This is a genomic window from Candidatus Frankia alpina (genome assembly GCF_902806485.1).
In the GTDB taxonomy this organism is placed as follows: Bacteria; Actinomycetota; Actinomycetes; order Frankiales; family Frankiaceae; genus Frankia; species Frankia alpina.
In genome coordinates, this window is the sequence record NZ_CADCWT010000256.1 from 1 (window position 1) to 6,115 (window position 6,115).

The following is a 6,115-nucleotide window of genomic DNA, read 5'->3' on the forward strand; positions in this document are numbered from 1 at the left end:
AACGATCTTCCCGGGGCCCTGGGTCGGATCATGCTGTGAGCAGTCAGGGCGGCGTGGCCGCCACCCTTTCGTATGAGAATTTGATGTAGGTCACCGGTTGCTCGGGCGTGGTCTCGATGTGGGCTGTTCGAGCGTTCTGGTATTGCGTGAGCACCGGCCGTGGATGATTTTTGGTGCTGTCCGGATCGACGTCGGCGATCTCTGATGCTCAGAGCCCGTCTGTGAGTATGGCGGCGGAGGTCCTGGGGCACTCTTTCCTGCTGCTACGAGCGCGTTCCTCAGTTTCCTGTGTTCAGGCCTCCCCGGGCAGCGCTTCCGTTTCGCTGACAGGGAGGGTGACGGGTGGAGGTTCTCTTTCCGCGGTGCGCGGGTCTCGATGTGCATCGGGATACGGTTGCCGCGGCGGTCCGTGTCCAGACCGGGTCGGGAAAGGCCAGGGTCGAGGTGCGTACGTTCACCACGACGGGCGGGTCGTTGGGACTTCTCGCGGACTGGCTGGCCCAGAACCGGGTGACGATCGCGGGGACGGAGTCGACCGGGGTCTATTGGAAGCCGGTGTTCCACCTGCTGGAAGATCGGTTCGAGTGCTGGCTGCTCAATGCCGCGCACGTGCGGAACGTCCCGGGCCGTAAGACCGACGTGGCCGACGCGGTGTGGATCGCCGATCTGGTGGCGCACGGTCTGGTGCGGGCGTCGTTCGTGCCCCCGAAACCGCAGCGGGATCTGCGTGACCTGACCCGTGCCCGCCGGACCGTGGTCGAGGAGAAGACCCGGGAGGTGCAACGGCTGGAGAAGCTGATGACCGTGCTGGTCGCCGAGGTCGGTCTGGACATGGGCCGGTTCCCCACGGCGGGGCATCTGGCGTCCTGGGCGGGGATCTGCCCGGGGAACCACACTTCCGGTGGGAAACGCCTGTCCGGACGCACACGGCACGGTAACAAATGGTTACGTACGGCGTTGACCGAGGCCGCGCATGCCGCCGCCCGGAGCAAGAACACCTATCTCGCTTCGCATCACGCCCAGATCCGGGGTCGCCGCGGTGTCCTCAAGGCCATCGGCGCGCCCCGTCACGACATTCTCCTCGCCTATTGGCACATCATCGCGAGCAACACCGTCTACCAGGACCTCGGCGGAGGCTGGCACGCCCGCCGGCGCCGTGACCCCGAAGGCCGCAAGAACACCCTCGTCGGCGAGCTAGAGAAACTCGGCTACACCGTAGCCGTCATCTCCGCGGCATAACCCTCACACCGCAAGGGAAAGGAGACCCGGAAAACATAGTCGAACACCACTGAAGGTACACGCTGAGGGCCCCATCCCCCTGGCGCGATGCCGCACGCCCCGACCCAGCATGCCCGTGGTCCGGTAATTCACTCCTCAGCCGGTCACGGCCTGCAACGGCGCGGAGATCCAGCCAGCGAGGATCGCCGCCCACCTCCAGACCCGGTTGATCGCGGGATCGGCCTCCGGCAGGTGGCGCAGAGCGGCGCCGAGCCCCCGGTTGCGCTGCTTGATCGGCCCGATCCCGTCGTCGAGCTCGTCGACCAGCTCGAGCCGGTCGACGAGCTCGGTGACCGCGGCCAGTCCGGCCGCCCCGGTCAGCGTCGGATCCGTAGGCCCGATCCTCACCCGCTCGCGACGACGTCGCCCCGGCTGACGCGAGGACGGCCCTGCACCCGGGGCCCGCTTCGGCGACGACTCGACGCTGCGTGTCCTTACCGCCTGATGGGTGCCTTTCGGCTGGGATGCTCGGTTTGGTCTCGCAACCCCGATTCTCCCTGCGCGACAGGCACTCGATCGCTTTCCGGGGTCAACAACCGGGCAACCCAGCACCGCTACTCGCAGATCTAGGTCAGACGTTGAAGCGAAACTCGACTACGTCGCCGTCGGCCATGACGTAGTCCTTGCCCTCTATGCGGACCTTGCCCGCGGCGCGGGCGGCGACCATGGTGCCGGCGGCGATGAGCTCACCGAAGGAGACGATCTCGGCCTTGATGAAGCCGCGCTGGAAATCGGTGTGGATGGCGCCGGCGGCCTCCGGGGCGGTCGCGCCAGCCTTGATCGTCCAGGCACGCGATTCCTTCGGGCCGGCGGTGAGGAAGGTCTGTAGGCCGAGGGTGTGGAAGCCGATCCGGGCGAGTTGGGCCAGGCCGCTGACCTCCTGGCCCAGAGAGGCGAGCAGCTCGGCGGCGTCGGCGTCGTCCAGCTCGGAGAGCTCGGCCTCGACCTTGGCGCACAGCACGATCGCGTCGGCGGGAGCGATCGACTCGACGAGCTCCTCGTACCGGCCGGGGTCGGCGAGGAGGTCCTCGTCGACGTTGAACACGTACAGGAACGGCTTCGCGGTGAGCAGGAACAGCTCGCGCAGCGCGTCCCGGTCGATCTTCGGCTCGGAGGAGATCGTGCGCCCGGCGTCGAGGACCTCGCGGGCGGCCTTGACGGCGGCGAGCAGCGGCTGCTTCGCCTTGTCCGCGCGGGCCTCCTTCTCCAGCTTCGGCAGCCGGGCGTCGAGGGTCTGCAGGTCGGCGAGGATGAGCTCGGTGTTGATCGTCTCGATGTCGTCGGCCGGGTCGACCTTGCCCTCGACGTGCACGACGTCGGGGTCGGAGAACACCCGGACGACCTGGCAGACCGCATCGGACTCGCGGATGTTCGCGAGGAAGCGGTTGCCGAGGCCCTGGCCCTCCGACGCACCGCGGACGAGGCCGGCGATGTCGACGAAGCTGACCGTCGCGGGCACCACGCGGGCGCTGTCGTACAGCGTCGCCAGCTCGTCGAGCCGCGAGTCGGGGACGCCGACGACGCCGACGTTCGGCTCGATCGTCGCGAACGGATAGTTCGCGGTGAGCACATCATTGCGCGTCAGGGCGTTGAACAACGTGGACTTGCCGACGTTGGGCAGCCCGACGATACCGATCGACAAGCCCATGGCGGATCAGTCTACGGGCCGGCGGGGAGCACGCCGCCGGGGTTCGGGCGGGCCGCAGCGGGCCGGAGCCGGGTCGGCCCGGCGGAGACGTCGACCGGCCGGCGCGGGCGCCACGCCGTCGGGCGGCTTGCCGCAAAACTGTCGGAGGGCCGTGATTGTCTTTTCGTTGTGGACACCTCCAGCGCGCTGCTGACCCTCCTCGGGCTGGCTCTCGGTGCCGTGGGCGGCTTTCTCGCCGCCCGCCGGCTGGCCGATCCACGCCACGCGGCAGTGCTGCGCGAGCGCGACGAGGCCCGCGTGGCCGCCGCGGCGAGCACCGAGCGGGCCCAGCTCGCCGAGTCGGACGTGTCCGGCCTGCGCATGGCCCTGGAGTACGAGCAGCGTGCGGGCGCCGAGCGGGTGGCCCTGGTCGAGCAGAGCCAGCAGCGGCTCGCCGAGAGCTTCCAGGCGCTGTCCGCGCAGGCGCTCCAGGGGGCGAGCCGCCAGCTCGTGGAGCTCGCCACCGCCCGGCTCGACGAGGCCGGTGCGCGCGCCCGCGGCGATCTCGACGCCCGCCGCGCGGCGGTGGAGAGCATGGTCGCCCCGCTGCGCGACACCCTCGACCGAGTGGAGAGCCGGCTGCGGGAGCTGGAAACGGCCCGCACCGAGGCGTACGCGTCGCTCGTCGAGCAGGTCCGCTTCTCCCGGGAGGCCTCCGAGAGCCTGCGGTCCGAGACGGCAGCGCTGGTAACGGTCCTGCGCCGGCCGCAGGCCCGCGGGGCGTGGGGGGAGATGCAGCTGCGCCGCGTCGCCGAGGTCGCCGGCATGCTTAACCGCTGCGACTTCACCGAGCAGATGACCGTCCAGGGCGACGACGGCCCCCTGCGGCCCGACATGGTGGTCCACCTCGCCGGCGGGCGAAACGTCGTCGTCGACGCGAAGGTCCCGCTGGCCGCCTTCCTCGACGCCGCCGAGAGCACCGACGAGGAGCACCGCGCCGGTCGGATGGCCGCCCACGCCCGGCACCTGCGCGCCCACGTCGACGGGCTCGGCGCCAAGGCGTACTGGCGGCGGCTGCCGTCCTCGCCGGAGTTCGTGGTGCTGTTCGTGCCCGCCGAGGCATTCCTCGCCCCGGCGCTCGACCACGACCCCGGCCTGCTGGAGTACGCCGCCACCAGGAAGGTCATCATCGCCACTCCGACGACGCTGATCGCGATGCTGCGGACCATCGCGTACGCCTGGACCCAGGAGGCGCTGACCACGCGGACCCGGGAGATCTTCGAGCTCGGCCGGGATCTCTACACGCGCCTGGGCACGCTCGGCGAACACGTCGACAGGCTCGGCCGCTCGCTGGGGCGGGCGGTCGTGGACTTCAACGCGACCGTCGGCTCGCTGGAGAGCCGGGTGCTGACCCCCGCCCGCCGGCTGGCGGCGATGGAGGTCGTCGAGGCGGTGCTGCCGAGCCCCACACCCGTGGAGACCGGCGTGCGCCCGCTGTCCGCGGCCGAACTTCTGGCCGGTGGGGAAGGCCGGCCCGCGGCGGCCGCAGCCACGGCCGCCGACGCGCCCGGGGATGTCGGCCATCGGACCTCGCCGGAAGTGGAAGCAAGGACATCGAGGGCAAACGGCCAGAAAGACAATGATTGGACGACGCAAGGGAGTGGTTCGACCACCGAAGGTTCCGACACGGGAGCCGATGCCGCGGTCTGATGCATCGTCCTGACGCATTCGAAATCCCCGGGCGGTACCTTGCGTTCGTGAGTGTGCCGCCGCATCGGCAGTCAGCCGGGCCGCCGGGTAGGTCCGCGCGTGCCGACAGGTTCGACGATCCGTATGTCCGCGGCTCGCGGGGCCGCACGAGTGCACCGCCGCCCACGCTGTTCACCGGCAGCAGGCGGGGGCTCACCGTGCTCGGAACCGGGATCATCGTGCTGGTTATCGGCGGCGTCGGTGCCCTCATCGACTCGGTCGCCTTCGGCTCGCTGAAGTTCGCGTTCGGCACGCTGTTCATCGGCGCCTGCGTGCTCGTCGCGGCACGGGTCCACACCGACGATCTGATCGGCGTGGTGATCATGACACCACTGGTATACGCGCTCATCACGATCGGTACCGGCTATCTTGATCCCTCCACCGGCGATGGCAGTTCCGGGCTGCGGAACAAGGCGATCGACATCGGCTCGGAGATGATCCTGCACGCGCCCATCCTGCTCGCGGCCTTCCTGCTTGTCGCCCTCATCGCAGTCTTCCGCGGCCGGCGCGCGCAGGTCGCCCGGCGGGAGCGCCAGCGCGCCCTCGCCCAGCCGCCAGGCGCCGAGCGCCGCCGGCGCCCCCCTCGCTAAACTCTCTCCCGGCCGCAAGCCCTCCCGACCGCGCACCAGACCCCCACGGCCATCACGGCGCCCGAACGCGTACGGGTAGTGTCACCGGGTGGTAGCGCCAAGAAAGGGAGGCTCTCCGTGGGAGCGATCTCTTCGTGGTGGGGTCGGTGCCGCTGCGGCCACAGCCGCGATCTGCACCAGCACTACCGCAAGGGCCACGAGTGCGCGCGCTGCGACTGCCGTTCCTTCACCCGGATCCAGCCTCGCCGCTCCGGCGACGGCCAGGCGTCCTGACCTTCCCCCCGCCCCGACGCCATACCCCCGTGGCCGACCATGCGGCGTGGCGCTGACGGTCCGCACCTGGCCTGGCGCGGACCGCTCCAGGCAATCACCGGACGCACCAGTCGCAACTTACACACCACATCCACGCCCCCGGCGATCCACTGATTGCGCGGCGACACTTCTCGGAAAAGTTCTGTTTTCATAATCAGCACAATGATGACGGGTGTCGACGGAGGGCCGGCAAGGTACCGGCGATCAGGGTTCGCCGGCTATTGGGGCCACGCATGCTACATTCCATGGCGCATCACGGACTCACTCCTCGGACGCACTTCGGCGCCATTACCCGATGCCGCGTCCATGCCCGCGGCGTTCGCAGGGAGGCCCGCTTGTCGTTCGCTTCGACCGAACCGCTCGGCGAGCGGGACGCGCGCCGCCCCGTCCTCGGACCGCGATGACGCTCGGTCTACGGACAGCCCGGCGCGGGCAGATGATCCCGATCCTGCGTTACCGCTCACTCGACCCGCACACCACCCGCGGCGCACCGCGTCGACCCATGCCGTTCCCGACGTTCGCGCGGCGCTGCCGCCTGATCGCCGCCGCCGGCCGTCAG

Annotated in this window: 5 protein-coding genes; 3 read left to right on the forward strand and 2 right to left on the reverse strand. The window is 70.0% G+C overall.

Translation table 11 applies throughout. The features are described from left to right. The first annotated feature begins 342 nt into the window (after positions 1-342). Positions 343-1,239, forward strand: a complete 897-nt coding sequence (locus G6R25_RS20065) for an IS110 family transposase (RefSeq protein WP_136449536.1) — start codon at positions 343-345, stop codon at positions 1,237-1,239. A gap of 135 nt (positions 1,240-1,374) precedes the next feature. Here the strand turns inward: G6R25_RS20065 and G6R25_RS20070 are convergent, their stop codons facing one another. Further along, the gene (locus G6R25_RS20070; RefSeq protein WP_163554183.1) at positions 1,375-1,626 is read right to left on the reverse strand and encodes a hypothetical protein; all 252 of its coding nucleotides are present in this window, start codon (positions 1,624-1,626) and stop codon (positions 1,375-1,377) included. 223 nt (positions 1,627-1,849) lie between these two features. Next, complete coding sequence (gene ychF / locus G6R25_RS20075) at positions 1,850-2,926, reverse strand: redox-regulated ATPase YchF (protein ID WP_163554184.1); 1,077 nt, start codon at positions 2,924-2,926, stop codon at positions 1,850-1,852. 168 nt (positions 2,927-3,094) lie between these two features. On the opposite strand from ychF, the gene G6R25_RS20080 reads away from it, so the two are divergent. Together G6R25_RS20080 and G6R25_RS20085 are read left to right on the forward strand one after the other, a co-directional pair. Then, positions 3,095-4,615 (forward strand): DNA recombination protein RmuC, encoded by a 1,521-nt coding sequence (locus G6R25_RS20080; RefSeq protein ID WP_163554185.1) that lies wholly within the window; start codon positions 3,095-3,097, stop codon positions 4,613-4,615. Further along, positions 4,615-5,244, forward strand: coding sequence for a DUF6542 domain-containing protein (locus tag G6R25_RS20085; RefSeq protein ID WP_205447280.1), 630 nt, complete (start codon positions 4,615-4,617; stop codon positions 5,242-5,244). The genes G6R25_RS20080 and G6R25_RS20085 overlap by 1 nt, the downstream gene beginning before the upstream one ends. The last annotated feature ends 871 nt before the right edge of the window (positions 5,245-6,115 follow it).

Bases quoted from the DNA above. Each gene is read 5' to 3' on its own strand.
- ychF (WP_163554184.1), bottom strand. From the start codon at position 2,926: ATGGGCTTGTCGATCGGTATCGTCGGGCTGCCCAACGTCGGCAAGTCC.
- G6R25_RS20085 (WP_205447280.1), top strand. From the start codon at position 4,615: ATGCATCGTCCTGACGCATTCGAAATCCCCGGGCGGTACCTTGCGTTC.